Origin of the sequence: Paenibacillus zeisoli, from assembly GCF_003994465.1 — a bacterium.
GTDB classification, from domain to species: domain Bacteria; phylum Bacillota; class Bacilli; order Paenibacillales; family Paenibacillaceae; genus Fontibacillus; species Fontibacillus zeisoli.
In genome coordinates this window covers 146,318-167,671 of sequence record NZ_RZNX01000004.1, presented here as the reverse complement: position 1 = coordinate 167,671, position 21,354 = coordinate 146,318, and the positions used below count along the sequence as shown (strand labels likewise).

Sequence of the window (21,354 nt, the reverse complement as noted above, 5' to 3'; positions counted from 1 at the left end):
TAGATTCGTGATATACTATTACCAAAATTGTGTAATTACAGCAGCCTGGTTGAACAGCAACTTAAAGGAGGCGCCTTAGTCTTGGATATCCATCGTCGGGTCGATGAGCTGGAGAAGAAAGTGCTGCAGCTGGAAAGGCAGCTTGAACGTATGCAGCACCAGAATACAGCTCCGAAAGTAAAGCCTTTTCCCCGATCAGAACGGGAACGCAAGCTCTCTCCTGCAGATCGGCACAACGCACCGGTGCATCATACGTTCCAACCTCATGAACTTAAACCCAAGATTGACTGGGAGCATCTGATTGCCCGGATTTGGCTTCCAAGAGTATTTATACTTGTCCTGCTGCTGGGCTTCTTGTGGGGATTCAATGCTGCGGTTAATTCCGGATTCATTACCGAGCCTGCCCGCTGCATATTGGGACTTGGTGCTGCGGCTCTTCTGTTCTGGTACGGGGAGATTCAATTCCGTCACAAGCGCCAGGCCCTGGGTCAGGTACTGCAGGGCGGATCCATAGCAATCCTGATGCTTACCCTGTTCGCAGCTCACATGTTATATGAGCTGATACCGGCTCCCCATTCGTTCGTTCTCTATATTCTGTCTATTGGAGCAGGCGTCTTCACAGCCATTCGTCACAGGTCTCAGGTGTTAATCATGATTACGATGGCCGGCGGTTATCTGATTCCTTTTCTGATCCGCTCGGAGGTGCCTAACGCCTGGATCTTCGCAGGATATGAAGCGTTGTTCTCGGTTGCGATTATGGTTATCGCGGTACTGTATTCTTTCCGTACTTCTTACTTCACAGCTTTCTTCATGCTTCATATCCCTTTGTTCGCCCTGTACCTGGGTTCTGGCACAGAGTCCATTCGCTATGCTTATCTAACCGCCCTGCTGCTTCAATATTTCGGGCTATTCTTCCTTTCATTCTTAAGACCGATTATTCCGGTCCGCGGCAACCCAGTTCTATTATTCACCGGGTTCGTACTGCTCTCAGGCTGGACTTTCCTCCTGTTTCATGGTGATAAAGCGATCACTTATGACATTGTAGTAGCTGGCTGGGCACTGATTTACAGCATAACCGCCCTCTGGAACTTCATTTGGAAAAAAGACTATTCTATTCACGTAAGCATCGCCTCCTTGGCCTGCTTCTTATGGCTCTTGGACATCCTGAATGCTGCCACGCTTGCCGCTGCCCTTATAACCCTGGGGACACTGGCCCTTCTGCTCGGAATCAAGTCAAGCCGAATTCTGCAGCTTGTGACAGGCGGCATAATTTATATCACAGGGATGTTATGGTTACTAATTCATCCTATTCATGAAGTCTTCTCAATGGAATCTGCAGCTTGGATCGTACTGCTAGGTTCTGCAGCTATAGTTGCAAGGGTGCTTAACGGCCTGCCGGAGCTGCCTTACTTCCTGCTTAAACGTTCTATATGGAATTGGGCCGATCCGATTCTGTTCTTAATATTCATGACTCAAATCACGGATGTTCTTACACACGGGCTCGACTTTGACAGCAGGCACCTTATTCTATCCGCGATATGGGCGCTGTATGCCGTAGCCATTATTATTGCAGGGATTGTTCTTAAGCTTCGCAGTGTAAGATTAACGGGCATTTTCTTCTTATTTCTAACGCTGGCAAAAGTAATCTATATCGACCTTCCGGGTGTATCTCTGGCTATCAGAGCAGTTCTGTTCATGGGTCTTGGCGCGGTTGGAATTGCTGCATCCCGGCTGCTGTACAGGCGAACTCCTCCTGATCACGACCAAGGCAGTCCATCAGATCGCCCTTCTACTTAAAAGATTGGTTATCATCACTTTCTTGAAAGGCAGTTCCTTAAGCTGTATGTTTAATGTGACTAACATCCTTGAATAACCATGGAGGTAACTATGAGAATTATGCCGCTTGAGACCAGAGGAATATCCACGAGCCGCCTTATTCTGGGCTGTATGCCGTTCGGCGGGGAATGGAATGATGCGCCCATTACCGAGGAGCATGTGCTCCAAGCTGAGAAGGCGGTTGATGCCGCACTATCTATTGGCATATCCATGTTTGACCATGCAGATATCTATACCCGCGGCAAGGCAGAACAGACCTTTGGCAGGATTCTGCAAGCCAGGCCCGGAATGCGTGAGCAGATTGTCATCCAGTCCAAGTGCGGTATCCGCTTTGGAAATGACGACGTCCCTGGTCGCTTTGATTTCTCCAAAGAGCACATTCTTGAGTCTGTGAACGGCATTCTTCAGAGACTTGGTACAGACTATCTGGATGTACTGCTCCTTCACCGTCCGGACCCGCTCATGGAGCCGGATGAAGTGGCCGAAGCCTTCGGCAAGCTGAAATCATCTGGAAAGGTGCGCTACTTCGGCGTATCCAACATGAGCGCTGCCCAAATCCGCTATCTCGAACAGGCCCTGCCTGAATCCCTGGTCGTGAACCAGCTGGAGCTCAGCCTGGAGCGGCTGGATTTCCTGGATCAAGGCGTCCATGTGAACCAGAAGGCCGGAACCTCAGTCAATTTCTCTGAAGGTTTAATGGAATATTGCCAATCCAACCGTATCCAGATTCAAGCCTGGGGGCCTTTGGCTCAAGGCAAATTCTCGGGACGGCCGCTGGACGATCAGCCTGAGAACATCAGAGCGACGGCCGCTCTTGTTCAGCAAATGGCTCATGATAAAGGCACCACACCCGAGGCTATTGTACTCGGCTGGTTAATGAGACATCCTGCCAAGATTCAACCGGTCATCGGCACAATCAATCCAGAACGAATTCGTGCCTGCCGGGATGCTGAAAGCCAGTCACGAATGATGACCCGGGATGAATGGTACAAGCTCTATGTCTCTTCACGGGGAGTTAATCTGCCATAATGCAGAAGTGGTATAGAGGGGTTTGATTCACGCTGGGGTACGAGGGTATTTAACTACTGTCTATGCAGTTACAGAACAGTACTTAGTACTTAGGAGGATGCCCTATGCCAGAACAGAGGTTGAAAGGTAAGGTTGCCGTTGTCACCGGAGGCGGCTCCGGTATCGGGAAAGCTGCAGCTATCCGCTTCGCCGAGCACGGAGCCACAGTGTATTTATTCGATCGTACTCATGACACTGCGGAGAAGACCAAGCGGATCATCGAGGAAGCTGGCGGCAAAGCCGTGGTCATTGACTGTGATATCGCAAGACCCGAAATGATTGAACAGGGCTTCAAGCAGGTTGCTGACCAATCTGGCAAGCTGGATATTGTATTCGCCAACGCAGGAATCAACGGCACTATGGCCCCGATTGAGACTATGCAGATTGAGGACTGGGATCAGACGATGAATATTAACCTGCGAGGTACATTTGCCACCGTTAAATATGCCGTACCTTACCTGAAGGATCAGGGCGGGAGTGTCATTATTACAAGCTCAATTAACGGCAACCGGGTATTCTCGGGTGTCGGCTTCTCGGCCTATGCCTCGACGAAGGCTGCTCAGGTCGCCTTCATGAAGATGGCCGCTCTGGAGCTGGCCCAATACAAAATCCGGGTTAATGCGATCTGTCCTGGCGCTATTGAGACGAATATTGATGAGAATACGTATCCTTCTGACGATCTAAAGGAAGTACAGATTCCAGTTGAGTTCCCGGAAGGCAGTCATCCGCTTGAGGATGAGCCAGGATCTCCTGAACAAGTATCCAATCTCGTTCTCTTTCTGGCAAGCAGCGAATCCTCTCATGTGACGGGAACCGAGATCTATGTGGATGGAGCCGAATCCCTGCTGCGAGGGTAATTTGCACAGTTAGCCAGTTTTCAGATTACTATAGACAAGCACAAGAAGCCCTGATCAACGATCAGAGCTTCTTCCTTATTCAGATCAAATTTAGGGTAACCGTTTCAGGATGTGAACTTCCCTTGATACCAAGAGGCTGCAGCACCGACTTCTGTCTGGGTAAGCTGATGCCCGCGCTGCTCCCAGTGAACTTCCACGTGTGCATTTGCTGATTCCAGCAGTGAGGCTAATTCTTCGGTCTCGGAAGGCGGACACATCATATCATTAGACCCAGCCCCAATAAAGACGGGAACCCCAGTTAAGTCAGGCAGCTGAATTCCCCGGCGGGGAACCATAGGATGATGAAGTATCGCTCCTCTCAGCGCATTCGGATAGTGGAATAACAGGCTGCCGGCAATGTTAGCTCCGTTGGAGTATCCAATAGCTACGACATTACTTCGGTCGAATCCGTACTGCGCCGAGGCTGTATTTAGAAAGGTGTCCAGTTCTTCAGTCCGGAAGATCAGATCCTCTTCATCGAACACCCCTTCAGCCAGTCTGCGGAAGAATCGCGGCATGCCATTCTCCAGCACATTCCCTCGAACGCTTAAGTACGAGGCTTTAGGATCGATCAGCCCTGCAAGGGGAACCAGATCCTGCTCGGTTCCCCCGGTTCCATGGAGCAGCAGCAGGGTTGGAGCTGCAGGATCAGTTCCCTTTTGAAATAAATGAATCATGCTTGATCCCCCTCCAATACACGGACTTTGAATGGTAGAAGTCCTGCCTCAATCTCAGCCCGGTTCGGTTCGTACCATTCGGGCAGCATCAGCTTCTCACCCAGCGCATCCGCAGGCTCATCATTATCGAAGCCTGGCGTATCCGTAGCAATTTCGAATAGAATCCCACCCGCTTCCCGGAAATATACGGCATTGAAATACTGGCGGTCCACAATCGGCGTAGGATTGAATCCTTGCTCAAGAATATGGGCTCTCCATTTGGCATGATCCTCATCATCTGCAGCCCGCCATGCAATATGATGCACCGTACCGCTTCCACCTCTTCCGAACTTCACGGGCCCTGAATTAACGTCCACCAGGTTACCTAAATCGCCATAGGCTTGATAACGGACCCACCCATTCTCCTCGCCCACTTTAATGAGGCCCATTACATTCTCCAGCAGATCCATCGTCTTGGCTGGTGCCATACTCAGAAGCTGTGCTCCGCCAAATCCTTTGATGGCTTTGTTCGCAGGGACGCCCCCAAATGACCATTCGCTCTCCGGTCCTTCTTCACGTTCCACAATTTCAAGATGAAGCCCATCGTAATCTTTGAAATTGAGATAGTCTTCGCCAAATCTCTGTGTTCTCTCTGCGGCTACGCCTAACCGCTCCAGACGTTCCTGCCAGAAGGACAGCGTTCCTGACGGTACGGCAAAAGTTATCGTTCCAACCTGTCCTCCACCCACCTCGCCAAGGCGAGATTCAGGCCATGGAAAGAAGGTAATGGCTGTACCCGGGCTGCCGATTTGGTTCCCGAAATATAAGTGGTAGACTTCCGGAGCATCAAAGTTAATAGTCTGTTTCACCAGTCTAAGTCCAAGTACCCCTGCATAAAAATCAACGTTCTCCTGCGGATCCCTTACAAAAGCGGTAATGTGGTGAATTCCTGCGGTTCTTTGTGCCATATTGAACACTCTCCTTAATAGTTTGATTTAGAATATCTTAATATTAAGATTTATAGTAAAAAAATATGTTAGACTGTTTTTTTCGCTGATTTGCCCAGTTTCTTTAGCAGCGTGATCGTCGTCTTCTTCTCTTCGGCTGACAGGCCCTTCATTAAGGATTCAATGACATCTGCGTGCTCGGGAAAAATTTGATCGAATAACGCCTGACCAGCTTCTGTAATTGCAGCATAGGTCACTCTGCGGTCGTCCGGACAGGGAACCCGCTTAAGAAGTCCCTTCTTCTCCAGCTTATCGATGTTGTAAGTAATACTTCCACTCGTTACCAGAATCTTGTCTCCAATCTGCTGAAGTGGAAATTGACCTTTGTGGTACAGCAATTCGAGTACAGTAAATTCGGAGGTAGACAATCCGTACTTCTTCATATCCTTGACTGCATGATCCATAATGATCTTGTGAGATTTGGACAATACAACAAGCAGCTTCAGCGAAAGCTCGCGATCGCTCTTCATAAGTGTCCCCCTTTCAGTGACTGATTATTTATCTCGATGTAATTTATCTTTAATTTAAGATAATTATACATCGCATAATTTCAGCTGTCAAATATTTCGTGAAAGGTTCTTCGTCCCTATTAGGAAACCCAACTCTATTTCGTGTAAAATAGAATAAGATACTAGAAAGCGTGGTGATACATCGATGAATTTTGTCTCGCTAGACTTTGAAACGGCGAATATGAGGAACCGGGGCAGCGTTTGTGCCGTGGGGATTGTAGTCGTCAGAGACGGTGAGGTCGCGGAGGAATTCTATTCACTTGTCAATCCGCTCGATGACTTCGACCCTTATGTTGTTCAAATTCATGGGATCACCGAAGCGATGGTACAAGATGCCCCTACTTTCAAGGAGCTTTGGGACTCCATCGGGCCTTTACTGAACAATCAGGTTGTTGTGGCGCACAATGCCGCTTTTGATATGAGTGTACTGAAGCACTGCATGACCGTCCATGAGCTGCCAAGCGATGGATTCCATTATTTATGCTCTTACCTTCTTGCCAAAAGAATCTGGCCAGGGCTGACCAGCTACCGGCTTAATTCCATAAGCAGACATCTGGAACTGGACGCATTCCGTCATCATGATGCGCTCGAAGATGCAAGAGCTGCCGCACTTGTATTCATCAAGTGCATGGAGAAGGCCGAAGCCGCACTTGCTCCTGAACTCGCTGCCCGCTGTGAATACCGGCTGGGTTCTATTCTGCCGGATTATACACATATTACTTTCGCCTCCACCCGAAGCAGCGGAGGAAGTGTCCGGGCAAGCCAAATTGCTCCGTCCGTATCCGAGTTTGATGAGAATCATGTCCTTTATCGTAAACATGTTGTATTCTCAGGTACGCTCTCTTCCCTGTCCCGCCGAGAGGCGATGCAGCGCGTGGCAGATGCCGGGGGACTTCTGGCTGATCAGGTGCTGCCGAATACTCACTACCTGGTAGTAGGTTCGAAGGATTATATGAAGCACCATAATGGGACCAAAAGCAACAGCAAGATTAGAAAAGCGGAGAAGCTGTCCTCCTCCGGCCGGAAGATTCGAATTCTGCCCGAAGAGGAATTCCTGCCTTTGCTCGGATGAAGCTATCAGAGAGATATCTTAAATAATTCATAAATAACAATATACCCCGGCAGAGAACGTGAGATCACGTTTCGGCCGGGGTATATTTCTATAACCTGTTCACATGGTGTCATATCTAAATTAAATGGCTTGCTCGGCAGCGCTATGCTTCATCGCCCTGGAGACATGCCAGAAGCAGGCTACACCCAAGACTGCGCTTAATGTACAAATTCCATACATTAGTGCCGGGCCCCCGGCATGCAGCAGATATCCATTGAACAAATTCCCCAGGATACCTGCAAATCCCCCGCTGACCATACTGAACAAGCTTTGACCTGTAGCCTGAAGCTCTTTCCTGGCCGCACCTGAGACATAATTTACTGCAGCGACATAGTAGAAACCGAAGGAGATTCCATGCAGTACCTGTACCGATATCGCGACAAACGGATACGGGAATACGGCCTGCAGTGCCCACCGCAGGGCATATACAAGAGACGCCAGAACCAGCGTTCTTTCACGTCCGTACTTGTTCATTACCTTGGCTGCCACGAGCATGGCAGGCACATTCGTTGCAGAAGCGATTGCAAAGGCAATACCGGTCGTTCCGAGTGACCCTCCGATAGACTTAAAGGCAAGCGCAAAATAAGTATTGAAGGCCGTCAAAGTCTGACTAACCAGAAGACAACCGCATAGAAAAATAATGAACCGGCGATCCCGCAGCAGTTCCTGTAACCCAGATCTCATGGAAGAGGCTACACCGGCATGAATGCTCATCGCAGGCCTCGGCATCGAGAAGGCAACTGCTGCTCCCGCCAGACCCAGCAGGGCATAAGGAATCCACAAGCTTGAAAGCGGATAATGTACCAGATAATATCCACCCAGGTATCCTCCGACCGAGAAGCCGATGCTTCCGAAGCAGCGAATCGTGCCATAGGAGGTATTCGCAGATTTGGCTGCCGTGACGGCATAAGTATCAGCAATTGCCGATTGAGGTGTGGAGAAGAGGGCGGTTGCACCACTGATCACTGCGAGCAGAATCAGACTGTGCGAATTATAGCCCATGGCAAGCACAGCCGGGATTGCACAGCTGACAATCAGGGTAAGACGTGTGATCTGGAAGCGGTCTACTGTCAGTCCCCAGATCGGCTGAACCAGCACAGAAATGAACATGCCGAGCGAGGTGACGAACCCAATCTGGCTGCTGGTAAGCTGATTATGTACAAGAAGCAGCGACAGGTAAGGGATGAACACGCCTCCGGAAAGTCCTGTCGCCAGATAGAATCCGCGAATTTTTGTAAGTTCTGTTTTCACCTGATGTTCACTCCCCCATATGAGGCGTCTTTAATCTGGTTTACGTATACAATTCTCTTCTATCAGTATAACAAGCCTCTCTCCAACTTTAAATCTCAATGTAGGCATACACAATCAGCCTTCTAGTTCCTATCCCCCTTCCGGAGAGACAAACTCCTTCAGCCTGCGATAGATTTCCACGATCTCTTCCATTGGCATTCTGACCAGGCCGCTTGAGGAGGGAGCTACAAATTCATGAATCCCTTCCACGAATGAATCCGGCTGTAAGCCCCAATCCACCTTTGTTCTTCGGGTGAGCTCGGTATATACCCCTTTGCCGACAAAGCAGGCAATCTGCGGCCGGAATTGCTCCAGCTTGCTCTTAAGAATCTCCCTTCCTTCGCGGTATTCCTCTCGGGTAATATCCTCAACCCCACGAGTCGGTCTGGCAACAATATTGGTGAAGCCATAACCAAGCTTCAGCAGCTCCTCATCCTCGGCAGCCTCATACAGCCTGGGTGTGAGTCCAGACTTATGAAGAATTCTCCAGAAGTTGTTGCGAGGATTGGCATAATGATGCCCAACTTCACCCGAACGCAGACTTGGATTGAAGCCAATAAAGACAATTTGAAGGCCATAATCAAGATGATCGGCAACTTCGTTCATGAAAGATCTCCTCCTCCTCTTAAAAGTAATTAACCATATAAAATGAATGATAGAGCCTCTCGAGGTTCGTGAGAAACCTCATTTACAAAATTAATAAGTGCAGGTAATATAGGTTGTTTTTCCTCAAACCTGGGACACTTTATTACTATAAGCTTAATATATGGAATGATAAATGAATGCTTCATTCATAGCTCAGGTCGTGTTCCAGAGGCTTAAATATTTAGAGGGAGGGGTTGTCATGGCAGGTTGATGATTCTGATAACTGTAGTCCCTACTCATGGTTATGTCGAGATTTACTTGGCCCGATTCGCTGAACTACCACCGCTATTTGCCGCCCCTCACTCAGCAAAAGTCCTTCTATTTGTCTAATGGATAACCAGCCTATAGACCCATGCCAATTAATTCCATTTATGAAATAATCTATATCTACTGACTTTTTTATTTTTTTCACTGAATTAGAACGTATGTTCATTAACAGGTTTATTTTGGATATAACCCTAATATCTTATTAATAAGAATTGGACGCAGGGAATGATGCTTGGTCAATCATACAAAGAAGGGGGTTTAGACTTATGAAAGTAAGAGCTTTAACCCGCGATGAGCTAAATATTTTTGAGAACTATTCAGCCGTGCATGAAGCCGCCTTCCGCAATCCTGTCATTAAGTCCTTCTTCAGCCACACGCCCCATGCCGTTATTCTGGTAAACGCTCTCAAAGGTCATATAGAAAGCTGGGATCGACTTCAGGAAGCTTTTCGGCAGCATTTGTTCCAGCTTCGCTTCGTAAGATATATGGCTACTGTTGTCCAGCTGTCTACTCTTTCCTTTATCCGCTCCACTCATAAGATTCATAAGAGGAATCCATTAATTATTGACCAAATGAGCTCTGAGGAGAGCCATGGAAGTGACTCTCTACTATTTGATTATTGCCCATCTGTTGATTACTATTTCAAAGAGTATTCGGCATTTGCCGAGAACATTGAAGATGAGAAGCTGTATGGCTCCTTTCGGCTGTTAACCCACAAGCAGCAGCAGATTGTACTTATGTCCTATGTTCTGTGCTACAGGGATACAGAGATTGCCGAAAGCCTACAGGTTAGCCCGCAGGCGATATTCAAGACTCGTCAGTCAGCGCTGAACAAGCTCCGTTCCTCCGTCCGTCCCGATAAAGGAGGTGATGAAAAGTGGATGAAGCACTGCTCAATTTCCTGATGCACGCCATAAACAATGTCGGTTTTCCTATCGTGGTAAGCGGGTATTTGTTCTTCCGATTTGAAAAGAAACTGAGTTCGCTGGATCATTCAATCCAAGAATTAGATGCAGATTTCCACAACACACAAAGAGCAAAGGAGTAGCCGCATGGAGAAGGATACAGATACACTGCTTGATCTGGTAGTCAAGGCACAGCAAGGGGACAGGGATGCGCTCTATCAAATTCTTCGCCAGTTCGCTCCACTAATTAAGAAGCACAGCAGGATGGCCCCCCCCTCCGATCAAGAGGATCTGGAGCAGAGTATACACGAGAAGCTAACCGAGAAGATTCTGTCATACGACCTCAGTCGTATCCCAAGCTTCACGGATTTCATAAGTTCGATAGATAGAGATGAGACGAAATAGAACTTCAACAACCAAAGGCGGCCGCTAACGCTTGTCCGCAATCGTTCGTCTCTCTCCGCAGGCTTCAGCCTAAGCTTTCGAATGCATAAATGGCACAAAGCAAAAGAAGCCAGTTCCTTGGGATGGAAGTGCGAGCAACCATGCCAAGGAGGGCTTCTTTTGGTCTGTCCTTTATGTACAGCTGCACATAACTCCCTTCTTAGTCCTGTTCCTTCTGGCGACTTAAATTTGTTAACCGATGGCGAATAGCCCGGAAGTTCTTCTTGATCAGGAGCACGAATATCACCCCCATCACTCCCGCCACAATAGCCGCTGTAGAATACTGGGAGATAAGGTGAAGCAGCAGCTCTATTTTCTGACCAAAAATTTTGCCGATCATCACATAAGTCAGGACCCAGAGAATTCCTCCTATGCAGTTATACACTAGGAAGGTACGCAGCTTAACCCTAAGAATGCCGGAGAGATAGCCGGTGAAATGTCGCAATCCCGGAACGAAATAGCTGATCAGAATGAGCTTGTCACCATATTTGCCGAACCATCTCGTCAGCTTGACCCTTCGACCCTCATTAAGAAAAAGAAACCGTCCGTACTTCTCCAAGAAAGGTGTTCCGAGCTTATAACCCAGGAGATAGGTAAGCAGTGTACCTAATATAGCTCCGCCATAAGAATAGGTAATAATAAGCGGGATGCTGAAGCTGCCATGCGTCGACAAATGGCCCGAAATGGCCATAGCAAGTTCTCCCGGGAACGGGATGGCCACAGATTCCGCAAATAGACCGCAGAATAGAACGAAATAGCCGTATTGTTCAAATAGATTGCTGATCCACTCCATGATTACGCCCCTAACCGTCTATGATTTACTCAGGTGCTTACCAGTTTACCTGTAAAAAACCATATTTGTAATTGGCTGGGGTTTAGTCTTTGAACTGGACTTTGGTCTTGGAGAACCCTGGACTGCTGCATTCACGTATAAAAAAAGAGCTGCCCTGTCGCACTGTCCATCGTGCGGGGCGCCCTTCATTAAATAAGGAACATGATCCTGGTATTAAATACGATATACTGGCTTATCATACTCTGCCTTACGTTCATAAAGCACCGTGAACGCCTCTTCATCTTCCCCATCCAAGGTAGGAGCCAGCACGATCTTCAAGTGACCTGGCAGCAGAATCGGACTCTTGAGTCTGTATCTTCTGAAAGTCATCCTAGGTCTGGATTTCATGACGTTTCCCCTCCCAGCAAATCATGGATTGAATCAAGCAGCGCTTTATTTACATAACAGATCGTCTCGAACAAGGTCTCATTCACCTGATCAGTACCTTTCAGATGGATGGTAAATACATACCTCTTAGCTAGAGGATAACATAAGATATATTCCTTCACAATGGATTTACGGTTACGCTGGCTAAAAGATACATTCCCGCTCAGGTGCACATCAACCACATGAATGATCTCGTGCGCCGCCTTCCTATCCTGATTGACCTCGAGTGAATATTCGCGCCCAAGTTCACCGATCCCGTCACTGCCGACCTGGCGGATCACCCGCTCCTCCGCCTTGAAGAGCGCCGAGCCGCTAACGGTATAGGGGGCTGCTACGAAAGATAGACGCAGCGCACGGCATATCCGGTTATACAGCTCCGTTCCCATGGAGGGTTTATGGTTGAGTTCTTCGAAGAAACCAATAATTCGCAGCAGACGCTCGCGCTCTTCCACGGATTGCCGCAGAAGCTCCGCCGGGTCTGTATTCTTGAAACCCAGCTCGGTAAATCTGGCTCCCATCTTGCCGCAAGCTACCCCAACAGAAGAATTCCAGTTCTTAGGATTGAACTGATAGGTTAGCGTAGTCATGCCAAGAAGATCAGAAGGCGTACGAAATCCGTCGATTTGCATCTCCTCATCGGCTTCCTGAACCGGAATATGGGCCGGGAGAAGGAAGAAGACTCTATCTCTGCCCAGCTGGCTCCAGAACAACCCCATCTCAAATACGGTATTGTCTCTTGCCGTATAATATAACTTTCCTCTAATCGTGGTGACATCGTCCGGATGAAAAATAAATACAGCGAAATCGCTCTCATGAATCTGGACTTCCAAATCCTCCATGGTATAACGTCCCGCCTGAAAAACTCCCCTGTGCCATGGGGTAACCATTGCAAAATGCTCAAGCTCTTCCTGAACCGCATTTACAATCGGAATGGCTTCCCTTGATGAACCGATAAAAACGGAAGGTTTACTCATGTTATCCCCCATATCACCATAATCTTCCTTATTGGAATATTATAACATGCGGGTGTCGTCCAGAGACACGGGGAACCTTAGATTTCGGCAGGTTACCAGTCCTCAGGCAGCCACATAGACTCCTCACCCGAACGTTCGTTCATGGCCTCTTCTTCGGCAATACTCTGGATGTCTTCCGAGGTTAGACTGAGGTACAGGTAACCTTCTTCTTCATGCTTCTTCAAAGCCCTCTTCTTTATAAATTTGGGGCTGGCATCCCCGGCATCCTCGTCGTAGAAAAGTAGAATTCCTTCTGTCTTGCGCAGCAGCAGGTTATCCCGGGCTGTAAGCTGCCATACTCCGTCATAGGGCTGGTTGCTGACCGCCCCATAGTAATCGAGCTTTCGGATGAGCTGCTCATAATACTCCTTCTTGTCTTCCTTCCAGTTCTCCTCTGGATTCTTGTAGGCCGTGATGATCGAGCATTTCAGATGAGGGTACACTTCCTTAAGTTCAATTGCCGCTTCACAGGCCCATAGATCGACCCCATACTGGCCTGGTGTGATCACCCACTCCAGTCCTTCTTCAATCAGCGGAATTAATTTTCCCCGAATCGCCTTGCGTATATAAGTAATCCCTTCGTGCTTCTGATTGTAAATCCCGAGTTCATGGGCACGATAGCCGGTTACGAGCAGATTTTTGATAGTCATAACATGTCACACCTTTACGCTGTATAAGCACACAGAAAATCTTTACATTCTGGGTAAGGTCGAAACTACGAGGAATGCTTGGACTTTCGGCCGCTGCCCGCCTCCAGATTTCTTTATTAAATCACATTGTTCGGTTGAAATCCGGAGACAAAGGCATATGCTTCCGATGTAGCTTTCTTTCAGAAAGCTTGTAGGCGATCGCTTTCGCTCCTACAGTTCCAAGCTTCCCCTCCGTTACTCCTTTCCGGCATGCCAATTTCTCTAAGTTCTTTATAAACAGCCTAATCTTGTGAAGGCATTATACCATGCAGGCGCACAAAAAGGGACGCTCCCCAAGGTCCCCATTGACCTTGTAGAACGTCCACATTCACCACACTTATTACTCTACCGGTGTTGACTGCTGAGGCTGAATTGGCTGTACAGTCTTAGGAGCAGCGATACGCCAAGCCGGGACTACAGCTAGTGCCAAGAAAAGGATATCTAGGGCGTCAAAAATTTCTCCGCTCATTTCCTGGAACATGCTAAAGGTATAACTGTTAAACATGCCGTCAAATCCATCATTACCAACATAGGCAAACAGGAAATACTTACCTAGAAGGACTCCAATGGCAGCTGCAACTGCTGCAATAATTTGATGAACTCTTGTTGTGCGTTTGTTCGCCAAGAGTTGTACCGCGAAACCAGTTAATGCCCCTACTCCCAAAGCGACATAACCTACTTCACGTTCGGTGCTTACGCCAACTACGGTCCAGAGTACAGCACCCAGGACTGCTGCGACGAGCGCTCCCAAAATCGGTAAAACTAAGTTGTTCCCTCTTTCCACTAAAAACTTCCTCCTTGAATAAACAATTAGGTACAATATACCATTTACATATTGTCACATAATTTACCTTTATTCAACAGATTTCTACCTTTTATATCCTGAATTGGCTGTTTTTCAGTGGCTATCCGACTTGAATTTCAGACCTATTTGCCGTCTCGCCTCCTGCATGATCTCGGCGACAGCCAGCGAGGCAGCATGGGAGTTAATCTCACTGATCCGCTCACCGCTTAAGATCAAGTCTATAAATTCACGGGCTTCATAGTACATGGATTCATGCATTTGAGGCTTGGTAAGATCCTCGATCGTTCCATCCCGATAATGAATCTTTACGGAATAAGGCTGATTGATCTTATCAATCACCATGGTGCCGTTCTCCCCCTGAATTTCAGTCGGCAAATAGGAGTCGCTAATCTTGGAGTGCATAACCACGCCCTCCATTTCATCATATTTCATAATTATGCTGCCTTCCCCGTCCACGCCTGATGACAGCATGACCCCAACGGCCTGAATAGTATCCGGCTTACCGAAGAGTGCCACCATTGGATACAGGCAGTAAATCCCCAGGTCCATCAGAGATCCGTTGGAAAACTCGGGATTAAATGCGTTAAGCACAGTCCCCTGCTTGAAAGCATCATACCGGGAGGAGTACTGACAGTAGCTCGCCGTATAGCGGCGTACCCGGTCTAATTTATACAAGTTATCTTTGATCACTTTAAAGTTAGGCATCAGCGTTGACTTTAGTGCTTCCATCAGTACCACATCGTTCTTCTGTGCTACTTCAATCATACGCTGCACCTCTGCCGCGTTGGACGCCATAGGCTTCTCGCACAGGACATGCTTCCCATGGTTCATACAGAGAATCGCCTGCTCCGCATGATAAGAATTCGGACTAGCGATATATACCGCATCCACTGTATCGCTTGAGAGCATTTCCGTAAGATCCGTGTACACCTGTGGATCATTGAATTTTGCTGCAAAGGAACTGCCCTTTTCTCTAGTGCGTGAATAGACGGCCGTAAGAACAAATTGATCGTTCTCTAGAGCAGCCTGTACAAATCGTTCTGTTATCCAGTTCGTTCCGATAATACCGAATCGTACCACCATATCTCATTCCTTCCCTCAGAATATCGATATGATTATTCTCTCACTCTGTAAAGTCGATGTCTACCTCGTTAGGTAAGGTTCATAAGTTTGGAAGTTAATTTCCATAAGCTTAGTTTAAAAGATAAGATACCGGGTATATTTCAACTATTACTACTTAGGAGGTCGAACATATATGAAAGCAGTTACTTTTCAAGGAGCTAAGGATATCCAGGTAAAGCAAGTGGAAGATCCCAAGCTGGAGAAGAAGGACGATATTATCGTGCGCATTACCTCGACAGCTATCTGCGGATCGGACTTACATATTTATCTAGGCGCACTTCCTGCCGCCAAGGACTACGTCATAGGTCATGAACCTATGGGCATTGTGGAAGAAGTGGGTCCTGAAGTGACCCGTGTCAAAAAAGGGGACCGTGTCGTTCTCCCGTTCAATATCTCCTGCGGGCACTGTTTCTACTGTCAGCACGATATGGAGAGTCAGTGCGACAACTCCAATCGTAACGAAGAGATTGATACGGGCGGCTATTTCGGGTTCACGGAGCGTTATGGGAACTATCCCGGCGGACAAGCCGAGCTTCTGCGAGTACCCTACGGTAACTTCATGCCTTTCGTGATTCCCGAATCCTGCGAGCTTCCGGATGAATCGGTGCTGTTCATGTCCGACGTGCTTCCAACCGCCTATTGGAGTGTGGAGAATGCCGGTGTGAAGCCAGGAGATACCGTAACCGTCCTTGGCTGCGGTCCGGTCGGTCTAATGGCCCAGAAATTCGCCTGGATGAAAGGCGCTAAGCGGGTCATCGCCATTGACAACGTCCCTTACCGCCTGAACAAAGCCAAGCAGATGAACAATTCGGAAGTGTATAACTTTGATGAGTTCGATGAAATGGGCAAATATATTAGGGAAATTACGCATGGCGGGTCGGATATTGTGATCGATTGTGTGGGAATGGACGGGAAGAAGAACGCTTTCGAGGCCATTGGCCAGAAGCTCAAGCTCCAAGGCGGTACATTGAGCGCACTAGATATCGGTATTCATGCTGTCCGCAAATTTGGCACCATGCAGCTTACCGGAGTGTACGGTTCCCTGTATAACATGTTCCCGCTTGGAGATATTTTCGAACGGAATATTACTTTGAAGATGGGACAGGCTCCGGTCATTCACCTAATGCCGAAACTGTTCGACATGATCACCGCAGGTGAGTTCGACCCTACCGAGATTATCACGCACCGGGTTCCGCTTGATCAGGCCAGCGATGCATACAAAACGTTCTATGAACATGAAGATGAGTGTATCAAAGTCATCTTGAAGCCTTAAATTCTGCAAGAACACAAGGGGGGTGTCCCGCGAGCCAAATTAACGGCTGCATAGGGCACTCCTCCTATCTGTTAATAAGTATTTACGTAAGCGATTGATGTGCAATACCATCCGAGAGCTGGCCGTCTCTGCCTATACTTTTAGCGGCACACCCCAAACCTCCTGTAAGGCTCCAATAAACAGCTTATCCAGCTGTCCATCAAGGCCTCCATCTGCCTGCTTCTGTTCAATAATCGTCTTCTCATAGTAGGCAATTTGCTCAATCAGATACTCGTGAATCCGTGTAAGCCGAGGCTCATAATCGAGTTCGTCCCCTGCCTTCTTTCTATCAAGCAGCTCCCTGATCGCCCTGTTAAGCTCACTATCCTCTGGAATAAGCTCTCTTACCAGGTAATCAAATTCCATGGGCGGCATAGTGCCGTTACGTTCAATCCAACCGCAGGCAAGAAGCGGTCTTAATACATAGAAGTATTTCTTGATCCGCACCGTATCCCCTGTTAAATAGTCGCGGAAGTTACCCCTCGCCATATTGAGATAATGATACATACAGGATCTCGGGGAAAAGGTAAGCGGAGATATCCGGCGGATCTGTTCCGCCACGGTAGAGGTCTCCAGATACTGAATCGGAGATTGCAGCCATTCGAGCAGAGGCGGATTAGATTTTCGGAATAAATACAAGGCCTTCTTAAGGTCCCACCCGTTAATATCAAGCAGGTCACTGATCGGCCTTTCGATCACATCCCGCTTCTCATGGATGGATAAATACCACTCAACCTCTCTTATATAGATGAACCGAACGTCATAATCGCTATCTTTGGAAGGAAATCCCCATGCCCGGCTTCCGGATTCACAGGCGTATAGAATACGCACCTTCTCTTCCTGTTCGATTTGCTGCAGCTCTAGTCTAATCTTATCCTCCATCATTGGCTCTACACACCTCACTGTTGGTTCACATAAATAGCCACGAACTCCTACGTCCATGGCAGAATGTACATCATATGAAAACCGCTTTTAATTCTCAGTGAATTATACATACTGCCCTAAAATTTGTAAACCATTTTATACCAAATAAGGACGTCTCCGCACCAGCCATTCTATTAGTAGATGAATTAATTAGACTTTGTCATCTCTGTGTCTTGAGAACCAAAGAAATATATACAAATGAATGAAAAATATGTTTAAAGTCCCGGTTCAAAGGTTTATTATATGATAAAAGGCTCTAGTTCTTTCAGTCCTTATTCTTCATAGGAACTATCTTAATTTCCCTATTTTCTACATACTCCACGAGAGAGGTCGAACTATGCCTACCCTTCTTGAACCTTTGCAGCTGAACCTATTTGATTTATCCGTAGCATTTCTGGCCAGTCTAGCCGGAGCTGCACTCCTTACTTACCGCTCTGCTCCTTCCCTGACTTCCATACGCAGCAAGAAGGACAGGCGCCTGCAGCAGTTTGGTCTTTTATCGGGTTCGATTGGCTTCAGTCTATCGCATATCCTGGTGCTTTCTTCTACCAATGTCCCCTTCGTCCGAACTTATTACTTTCTTCATGTGCTGTTCACGATTCTAGGTTGTTACGCAGCGGCTAAATTCGGCCTTCGCTATGCCGGGCAACCCCGTAGCGGGTTCAGACAATATTTCCGTACCAGTCTGATCATCACGTTCATCATTCTGTCGTTCGATTATGCGAATATTCTGCTCCTATTTGGTACCCATCTCGCATGGAGACTTGAGCTTGTCCTGTTAAGTATAGCGATCGTGCTCATTTTGTGCTTTGCCGTCATTAAGCTGCTTGCCGTATCCAATCGCAACCGTGAGCATAGTCTTCATACCTGGACCCGTCTCCCAGGTGTTGTACTGGCTGGTGCGGCTCTATTTGGAACTCCGCTGCTCTGTATTCTATCTGTAATCCCAAGTAATGATATAGGGACGAAGCCTGTATTCTTAGTGCCTTATGTATTCATGCTCTTCATCACTTCAGCCCTATATATGATTCCTGATGCTTTTCTCGAAGATCGGCAGCGGCGCCAGAATCAAAGGATCATCGAGACCGAACAGCATTATATGTCTCTCTATGAATACAACCCCGACAGCGTACTGGCATTCGATCCGAGTGGAAGGATTACAGGCATGAATCGTCAGGCCGAGCTTCTGGAGCAGCGTCTAGGTCTACAGCTTAGCGGCATTCGCTTTTACGATCTACTGCAGGAGGAACAGAAGCAGCCGGCAAGCCAGCATTTCAATCATGTCTTAAGCGGGAAGTCCAGCAGCATTGAACTTCAAGTGAAAGCGGCCGATAGTTCCATTCTGCACCTATGGCTTACATCCCTGCCCATTATGATCGATCACAGACTGGTGGGAGCTTACAGTATCATTAAAGATATGACCAGCCACAAGAAAGATCAGGAGCTTATCCGGCATCTTGCCTATCATGATGAGCTGACCGGCCTCGCCAACCGCCGATCTTTCAAGCATTTGTTGACAACCAAAACCGCCAAAATCGCCATGGACACTCATAAGTCCGTTCCTTTCTCCGTCCTTTTCATTGACTTGGACCGGTTCAAAAGGATCAACGATCTGTTCGGTCACGACTTCGGGGATAGAGTAATCAAGCAAGCTGCCCAGAAGCTCCAGCATTGTCTCCCGGCTAGCTGTACCATTGCCCGGATCGGGGGCGACGAGTTCACGGTCCTTATCCCTGATGTTAAGGATAGAGCGGCGCTTGAGATTTTGGCTGGCTGTGTGGTTCATGAATTCGCGCAGCCTTTTGAAGTGGGCAATCATTCCGTCAAGCTGTCCGCCTCAGTGGGGATCGCCACTTTTCCCGAAGACGGGCTCGATGCTGACGCGCTGATGAAGCATTCGGATGCAGCCATGTATAATGCGAAGGAGAACGGCAGCTCCCAATATCAGTTCTATGATGCCGAACGCGACCAGACCAGCATTGAGCAGATCATTCTTGAGAATGACCTTGAGCTCGCCATTCAAGCAGATCAGATGCGCCTGGTCTATCAGCCCAAGGTGGATATCCGGACAGGAGAGGTCATTGGACTCGAGGCGCTTGTACGCTGGCAACATCCCCTGTTAGGCGTAATCTCACCAGGCCAGTTCATTCCCGTCGCGGAGAAGTCTGGACTTATTGTTGGTCTTGAGAAGTGGGTTCTCCGAACCGCCTGCACCCAGGTAAAGAAGTGGCTGACAGAAGGCCGCCAAGTAAGGCCGGTAGCCGTTAATATTTCGCAGATCCACTTGATGAAGCCGGACATATTCGATTCTATTATGGAGCTATTAACTGAGCTTGCGCTCGATCCGGAACTGCTGGAACTCGAGATCACCGAAAGTGCCATGATGCATAACGAAGAACATGTGATCCGTATTCTGAATGATCTGCGAAAAGCGGGCATTTCGGTATCGATGGATGATTTCGGGACAGGCTACAGCTCCTTAAGTTATCTGCACAGTCTGCCGATTGGCTGTCTGAAGATCGATCGGTCCTTCGTGAGTAATATAACCAGCGATAGTGACAGCAGGGCGATTGCTGAAATGATCATCTCCATGGCCAGACAGATTGGCCTAGCGATTGTAGCCGAAGGTGTAGAGACGGAAGCCCAGGTAGCTCTGCTCAAGGAGCTGCAGTGTTACAATGCACAAGGCTTCTACTATAGTAAGCCTTTGACTCCCGATGAAGTGTCGGTCCACCTCCCGGTGATCTTTGAGGATGAAGTTTCCTAAACGGTAACGGGTACATATCCGTACACAAAGGCGACCGCTATCGCTTGTCCGTATACGTTCGTCTCTCTGGAGGCTTCCTGTGGTATTCCACCCACCAAATACAAATCGCCAGCCCAAGGATCATCTCCTCAGGCTGGCGATTTCGCTTTTTTTTAGTGAGCTTGGCCCATACCCATACCTTGGTTCCCGCCCATAGATGGTGCGAATCCGTTCAACATGGCATGCATATCCTGCCCGGGAAGCTGTGGAAGCTGGTAATAACCACGCACATTCTGATATTCAAACAGCTCATAGGCCATCTCCACAAAATTCTGAGATTGGGAAGCCAGTACCCGTCTCAATACAGGATTAACTACTTCTGTCGCCGACCTGGCCAGGGCGGAAGCATGCGGCTTAACAATATTCAGCATTAACGTGCTGATTGCCGCGTCATTAATCTCAGCTTGGGAAGCTGCCGGTTTCTTAGGCTGGCTTTGCGGCTGAATTCCGTATACCGGCTGTTTCATTTGCGGAATCAGATAAGGTTCCGTCTCCTGACTTGGCTTCAGCCCAGACTTGAAGCATTCTACCGTCAAATTATACTGGGTACGAATATAGGCCGCTTGACGATCCAGGATACCCATCAACTCCTGGTCCTTCACGAACGGTCTGTAAATGGTATAGTTATCGAGCAAATTGATGGTGCACTGGATAATTTCATTGGCCTCGAAGATTTCATGACCACCGCGGTTGAATTGTGGAATATTCTGACCCAGATTTTGCTGTTCTGATCCATATTGCTGCTGCATCAGTAGACCCTCCTTTGGGGTAAGTGTATTGAGTGAACCTGAAATAGTATTCATAAAAAGATGATCTATTATTCAGGCCCC

The 21,354-nt window shown here is 48.0% G+C and carries 22 protein-coding genes; 9 read left to right on the top strand and 13 right to left on the bottom strand.

Annotated features, from left to right (window positions below):
* Positions 1–81: 81 nt before the first annotated feature.
* From EJP77_RS12130 to EJP77_RS12120, 3 genes are all read left to right on the top strand, one after another.
* Positions 82–1,797, top strand: a complete 1,716-nt coding sequence (locus EJP77_RS12130) for a DUF2339 domain-containing protein (RefSeq protein WP_127199502.1) — start codon at positions 82–84, stop codon at positions 1,795–1,797.
* A gap of 90 nt (positions 1,798–1,887) precedes the next feature.
* A complete protein-coding gene (locus tag EJP77_RS12125) occupies positions 1,888–2,865 on the top strand; it encodes an aldo/keto reductase (protein ID WP_127199501.1) in 978 nt (325 codons plus the stop codon).
* Between the two features lie 104 nt (positions 2,866–2,969).
* Positions 2,970–3,761, top strand: a complete 792-nt coding sequence (locus EJP77_RS12120; RefSeq protein ID WP_127199500.1) for an SDR family oxidoreductase — start codon at positions 2,970–2,972, stop codon at positions 3,759–3,761.
* A gap of 104 nt (positions 3,762–3,865) precedes the next feature.
* Here EJP77_RS12120 and EJP77_RS12115 read toward each other — a convergent pair whose 3' ends face one another.
* The 3 genes from EJP77_RS12115 to EJP77_RS12105 all read right to left on the bottom strand — a co-directional run bounded on the left by EJP77_RS12115 (position 3,866) and on the right by EJP77_RS12105 (position 5,933).
* Positions 3,866–4,477 (bottom strand): alpha/beta hydrolase, encoded by a 612-nt coding sequence (locus EJP77_RS12115; protein ID WP_127199499.1) that lies wholly within the window; start codon positions 4,475–4,477, stop codon positions 3,866–3,868.
* Entirely contained in the window at positions 4,474–5,424 is a 951-nt protein-coding gene (locus EJP77_RS12110) for a ring-cleaving dioxygenase (protein ID WP_127199498.1), read from the bottom strand. Before EJP77_RS12110 ends, EJP77_RS12115 begins: the two co-directional genes overlap by 4 nt.
* A gap of 68 nt (positions 5,425–5,492) precedes the next feature.
* Positions 5,493–5,933 (bottom strand): MarR family winged helix-turn-helix transcriptional regulator, encoded by a 441-nt coding sequence (locus EJP77_RS12105; protein WP_127199497.1) that lies wholly within the window; start codon positions 5,931–5,933, stop codon positions 5,493–5,495.
* Positions 5,934–6,117: 184 nt separating this feature from the next.
* Here EJP77_RS12105 and EJP77_RS12100 point away from each other — a divergent pair, with 184 nt between their 5' ends.
* Complete coding sequence (locus EJP77_RS12100) at positions 6,118–7,044, top strand: exonuclease domain-containing protein (RefSeq protein ID WP_127199496.1); 927 nt, start codon at positions 6,118–6,120, stop codon at positions 7,042–7,044.
* A 120-nt stretch (positions 7,045–7,164) separates the two neighbouring features.
* Here the strand turns inward: EJP77_RS12100 and EJP77_RS12095 are convergent, their stop codons facing one another.
* Complete coding sequence (locus EJP77_RS12095; protein WP_246021878.1) at positions 7,165–8,334, bottom strand: MFS transporter; 1,170 nt, start codon at positions 8,332–8,334, stop codon at positions 7,165–7,167.
* Between the two features lie 129 nt (positions 8,335–8,463).
* Positions 8,464–8,979, bottom strand: a complete 516-nt coding sequence (locus EJP77_RS12090; RefSeq protein ID WP_127199494.1) for a mismatch-specific DNA-glycosylase — start codon at positions 8,977–8,979, stop codon at positions 8,464–8,466.
* A gap of 572 nt (positions 8,980–9,551) precedes the next feature.
* Between EJP77_RS12090 and EJP77_RS12085 the strand changes: the two genes are divergently transcribed.
* The 3 genes from EJP77_RS12085 to EJP77_RS12075 are packed head-to-tail and all read left to right on the top strand — an operon-like array spanning position 9,552 to position 10,595.
* Positions 9,552–10,190: an RNA polymerase sigma factor gene (locus EJP77_RS12085; protein WP_127199493.1), complete on the top strand. Its 639-nt coding sequence runs from the start codon at positions 9,552–9,554 to the stop codon at positions 10,188–10,190.
* The gene (locus EJP77_RS12080) at positions 10,163–10,333 is read left to right on the top strand and encodes a YvrJ family protein (RefSeq protein WP_246021877.1); all 171 of its coding nucleotides are present in this window, start codon (positions 10,163–10,165) and stop codon (positions 10,331–10,333) included. Before EJP77_RS12085 ends, EJP77_RS12080 begins: the two co-directional genes overlap by 28 nt.
* 4 nt (positions 10,334–10,337) lie before the next feature.
* On the top strand, positions 10,338–10,595 hold the full coding sequence (locus tag EJP77_RS12075; RefSeq protein WP_185897325.1) for a helix-turn-helix domain-containing protein: 258 nt from the start codon (positions 10,338–10,340) through the stop codon (positions 10,593–10,595).
* Between the two features lie 199 nt (positions 10,596–10,794).
* Here EJP77_RS12075 and EJP77_RS12070 read toward each other — a convergent pair whose 3' ends face one another.
* The 6 genes from EJP77_RS12070 to EJP77_RS12050 all read right to left on the bottom strand — a co-directional run bounded on the left by EJP77_RS12070 (position 10,795) and on the right by EJP77_RS12050 (position 15,443).
* Entirely contained in the window at positions 10,795–11,427 is a 633-nt protein-coding gene (locus EJP77_RS12070) for a DedA family protein (protein WP_127199491.1), read from the bottom strand.
* 213 nt (positions 11,428–11,640) lie between these two features.
* The gene (locus tag EJP77_RS20665; RefSeq protein WP_185897324.1) at positions 11,641–11,814 is read right to left on the bottom strand and encodes a hypothetical protein; all 174 of its coding nucleotides are present in this window, start codon (positions 11,812–11,814) and stop codon (positions 11,641–11,643) included.
* On the bottom strand, positions 11,811–12,827 hold the full coding sequence (locus EJP77_RS12065) for a TIR domain-containing protein (protein WP_185897323.1): 1,017 nt from the start codon (positions 12,825–12,827) through the stop codon (positions 11,811–11,813). Before EJP77_RS12065 ends, EJP77_RS20665 begins: the two co-directional genes overlap by 4 nt.
* 92 nt (positions 12,828–12,919) lie before the next feature.
* The gene (locus tag EJP77_RS12060; protein WP_185897340.1) at positions 12,920–13,510 is read right to left on the bottom strand and encodes an SLOG family protein; all 591 of its coding nucleotides are present in this window, start codon (positions 13,508–13,510) and stop codon (positions 12,920–12,922) included.
* Positions 13,511–13,895: 385 nt separating this feature from the next.
* Positions 13,896–14,339: a hypothetical protein gene (locus tag EJP77_RS12055; protein ID WP_127199488.1), complete on the bottom strand. Its 444-nt coding sequence runs from the start codon at positions 14,337–14,339 to the stop codon at positions 13,896–13,898.
* A 114-nt stretch (positions 14,340–14,453) separates the two neighbouring features.
* Positions 14,454–15,443: a Gfo/Idh/MocA family protein gene (locus tag EJP77_RS12050; RefSeq protein ID WP_127199487.1), complete on the bottom strand. Its 990-nt coding sequence runs from the start codon at positions 15,441–15,443 to the stop codon at positions 14,454–14,456.
* A gap of 172 nt (positions 15,444–15,615) precedes the next feature.
* Between EJP77_RS12050 and EJP77_RS12045 the strand changes: the two genes are divergently transcribed.
* Positions 15,616–16,755, top strand: coding sequence for a zinc-dependent alcohol dehydrogenase (locus EJP77_RS12045; RefSeq protein WP_127199486.1), 1,140 nt, complete (start codon positions 15,616–15,618; stop codon positions 16,753–16,755).
* Between the two features lie 132 nt (positions 16,756–16,887).
* Here the strand turns inward: EJP77_RS12045 and EJP77_RS12040 are convergent, their stop codons facing one another.
* Positions 16,888–17,679: a nucleotidyltransferase domain-containing protein gene (locus EJP77_RS12040; RefSeq protein ID WP_127199485.1), complete on the bottom strand. Its 792-nt coding sequence runs from the start codon at positions 17,677–17,679 to the stop codon at positions 16,888–16,890.
* A 376-nt stretch (positions 17,680–18,055) separates the two neighbouring features.
* On the opposite strand from EJP77_RS12040, the gene EJP77_RS12035 reads away from it, so the two are divergent.
* A complete protein-coding gene (locus EJP77_RS12035; protein WP_127199484.1) occupies positions 18,056–20,485 on the top strand; it encodes a putative bifunctional diguanylate cyclase/phosphodiesterase in 2,430 nt (809 codons plus the stop codon).
* Positions 20,486–20,637: 152 nt separating this feature from the next.
* Here EJP77_RS12035 and EJP77_RS12030 read toward each other — a convergent pair whose 3' ends face one another.
* Positions 20,638–21,273 (bottom strand): spore coat protein, encoded by a 636-nt coding sequence (locus tag EJP77_RS12030; RefSeq protein WP_127199483.1) that lies wholly within the window; start codon positions 21,271–21,273, stop codon positions 20,638–20,640.
* Positions 21,274–21,354 lie beyond the last annotated feature (81 nt).

Bases quoted from the DNA above. Each gene is read 5' to 3' on its own strand.
- EJP77_RS12125 (WP_127199501.1), top strand. From the start codon at position 1,888: ATGAGAATTATGCCGCTTGAGACCAGAGGAATATCCACGAGCCGCCTT.
- EJP77_RS12075 (WP_185897325.1), top strand. From the start codon at position 10,338: ATGGAGAAGGATACAGATACACTGCTTGATCTGGTAGTCAAGGCACAG.
- EJP77_RS12070 (WP_127199491.1), bottom strand. From the start codon at position 11,427: ATGGAGTGGATCAGCAATCTATTTGAACAATACGGCTATTTCGTTCTA.
- EJP77_RS12090 (WP_127199494.1), bottom strand. From the start codon at position 8,979: ATGAACGAAGTTGCCGATCATCTTGATTATGGCCTTCAAATTGTCTTT.
- EJP77_RS12065 (WP_185897323.1), bottom strand. From the start codon at position 12,827: ATGAGTAAACCTTCCGTTTTTATCGGTTCATCAAGGGAAGCCATTCCG.
- EJP77_RS12120 (WP_127199500.1), top strand. From the start codon at position 2,970: ATGCCAGAACAGAGGTTGAAAGGTAAGGTTGCCGTTGTCACCGGAGGC.
- EJP77_RS12030 (WP_127199483.1), bottom strand. From the start codon at position 21,273: ATGCAGCAGCAATATGGATCAGAACAGCAAAATCTGGGTCAGAATATT.
- EJP77_RS12045 (WP_127199486.1), top strand. From the start codon at position 15,616: ATGAAAGCAGTTACTTTTCAAGGAGCTAAGGATATCCAGGTAAAGCAA.
- EJP77_RS12105 (WP_127199497.1), bottom strand. From the start codon at position 5,933: ATGAAGAGCGATCGCGAGCTTTCGCTGAAGCTGCTTGTTGTATTGTCC.
- EJP77_RS12040 (WP_127199485.1), bottom strand. From the start codon at position 17,679: ATGATGGAGGATAAGATTAGACTAGAGCTGCAGCAAATCGAACAGGAA.
- EJP77_RS12110 (WP_127199498.1), bottom strand. From the start codon at position 5,424: ATGGCACAAAGAACCGCAGGAATTCACCACATTACCGCTTTTGTAAGG.
- EJP77_RS12115 (WP_127199499.1), bottom strand. From the start codon at position 4,477: ATGATTCATTTATTTCAAAAGGGAACTGATCCTGCAGCTCCAACCCTG.
- EJP77_RS12085 (WP_127199493.1), top strand. From the start codon at position 9,552: ATGAAAGTAAGAGCTTTAACCCGCGATGAGCTAAATATTTTTGAGAAC.
- EJP77_RS12050 (WP_127199487.1), bottom strand. From the start codon at position 15,443: ATGGTGGTACGATTCGGTATTATCGGAACGAACTGGATAACAGAACGA.
- EJP77_RS20665 (WP_185897324.1), bottom strand. From the start codon at position 11,814: ATGAAATCCAGACCTAGGATGACTTTCAGAAGATACAGACTCAAGAGT.
- EJP77_RS12100 (WP_127199496.1), top strand. From the start codon at position 6,118: ATGAATTTTGTCTCGCTAGACTTTGAAACGGCGAATATGAGGAACCGG.
- EJP77_RS12035 (WP_127199484.1), top strand. From the start codon at position 18,056: ATGCCTACCCTTCTTGAACCTTTGCAGCTGAACCTATTTGATTTATCC.